A 1,832-nucleotide genomic window follows, 5' to 3' on the forward strand; every position below is an offset into this window, starting at 1 on the left:
ATTATAAACTATTTTTAAAATTAAATAAATATAAAAAATAAACTTATTTTTATAAAAAACTACAATATAAATAAAACAATAAAAACTTATTTTTAAAAAAATCACAACATAAAACAAGAAAAATAAAACAATATAAACTTATTTATAGATATAAACTATAAAAAACTATTTTTAAGAATTAAATACAAATAAAATACAATTTTTAAAATTAGAATAAAGTAAAAAATTATTTAAATAAAAATTAAATAATTAAAAAAAGTCTGCTTAATAAATTTTTTTTAGAAATTAAATTACATATTCCATATTATACATTTTTTTCTCATAGCCTGCAAATTTAAAAGATTTAGTATCATATACCTTAAATCCCAAGGATTCATATAATTTACGGGCTATAGAATTTTTAAAATCAACATCAATGACTACACGTCTAAAACCTTGTTTTTTAGCTTGATCTATAGCATAATTAACTACTGCACGTCCTACACCTTGACATCTTTCAGCATTATTCGTAGCAATTTCTGCAATATAAAAATCAGAATTATCAATATTAGATAAAGTAAATTTATCTATAATATTCTGTTCAGAAAAGTGAAATGCATGCATAAATTTAAGTTTTTTAAATAAAAAAATGGAATCATTAAAATAATTATGATTTTTACCTTTTGAAATAAGTAATATTGCAAGTATTTTAGAAGGATCCTCTTTTTTATAAATTACATAAAATTTAGAATAATCATCAACATGAGGATATTTTACTAATAATTTATCTTCAATAGCTGAAACCGCTTCCTGTTTACTACTAAATAATTTTTTAAGTACCCTTAAATCGATTTCAAAGATAAAGTCCGCAACTTGATGGACATTATGGATTTTAGGATTAAATTCCTCAAATATCACTTAAATCATCACCAAATATTTGATTTCTAAAAAAAATAATTAATAAATATTATAATAGATATACTGAAACTAATATTTAAATATTATGTTTAAATTTAACTTCTATCAAAAGTATTTAATATAGTTAATGCATTAACTGCTGCACCAAATCCATTATCAATATTAACAACAGACATTCCAGGTGCACATGATTGTAACATTGCATTTAATGCAGTTATACCATCTTTACCTACACCATATCCAATTGATGTAGGAACAGCAATTATAGGAATATCTACTAAACCTGCAATAACTGAAGGTAATGCACCTTCCATACCTGCACAAACAATCAAAATTTTAACATTTTCTTTAATCATTTCTGCTAAACTTGGAAATAGTCTATGTATACCTGCAACACCAATATCATAACTTGTTAATACAGAAACTCCACTTTCTTTTAAAATTACTTTAGATTCTTCTGCAACAGGAATATCAGAAGTTCCTGCAGTTATTATTCCTACTTTATAATCATAATCAACTTTAGGAATATCATCTTCTTTTTTAATAATTAATATTTTAGCTTTTTTATTATATTCAAAAATATATCCATTATCTTTTAAATAGTTTATATCTTCTTTTAATTTTAAATATCTATCATTAGATAATCTAGTAATTAAAAGTTTATCATCTTTAGAATTTTTAAAGAATCCTTTAATTATTACTAATAAATCATCATACTCTTTAGTTTCTGCTAAAATTGCTTCAGGAAATCCAGTTCTAGTTTTTCTATCAATATCTAATTTAGCAACATCATTTAATTCCATGATTTCATTAGATTTTAATAGATTTTCACATTGATTTATAGTCAATTTACCTTTTTGAAAATCTTCTAAAATTTCCCTCATATTATCGTTTCCTTAAAAATTATAAAATCTTAATATAATATAATAGATTAT

General features: G+C 21.8%; 2 protein-coding genes. Both read right to left on the reverse strand.

Going from position 1 to position 1,832, the window contains the following annotated elements; translation table 11 throughout:
- Positions 1–285 precede the first annotated feature (285 nt).
- Positions 286–897, reverse strand: coding sequence for an N-acetyltransferase (locus BGI41_RS07925; protein WP_088540159.1), 612 nt, complete (start codon positions 895–897; stop codon positions 286–288).
- Between the two features lie 95 nt (positions 898–992).
- Positions 993–1,781, reverse strand: a complete 789-nt coding sequence (larB, locus tag BGI41_RS07930) for a nickel pincer cofactor biosynthesis protein LarB (RefSeq protein ID WP_088540160.1) — start codon at positions 1,779–1,781, stop codon at positions 993–995.
- Positions 1,782–1,832: the final 51 nt, after the last annotated feature.

The organism is Methanobrevibacter sp. 87.7, from assembly GCF_002208625.1.
In the GTDB taxonomy this organism is placed as follows: Archaea; Methanobacteriota; Methanobacteria; order Methanobacteriales; family Methanobacteriaceae; genus Methanarmilla.

Excerpts from the sequence above, each read along its gene's own strand:
- larB (WP_088540160.1), bottom strand. The coding sequence starts at position 1,781 with ATGAGGGAAATTTTAGAAGATTTTCAAAAAGGTAAATTGACTATAAAT.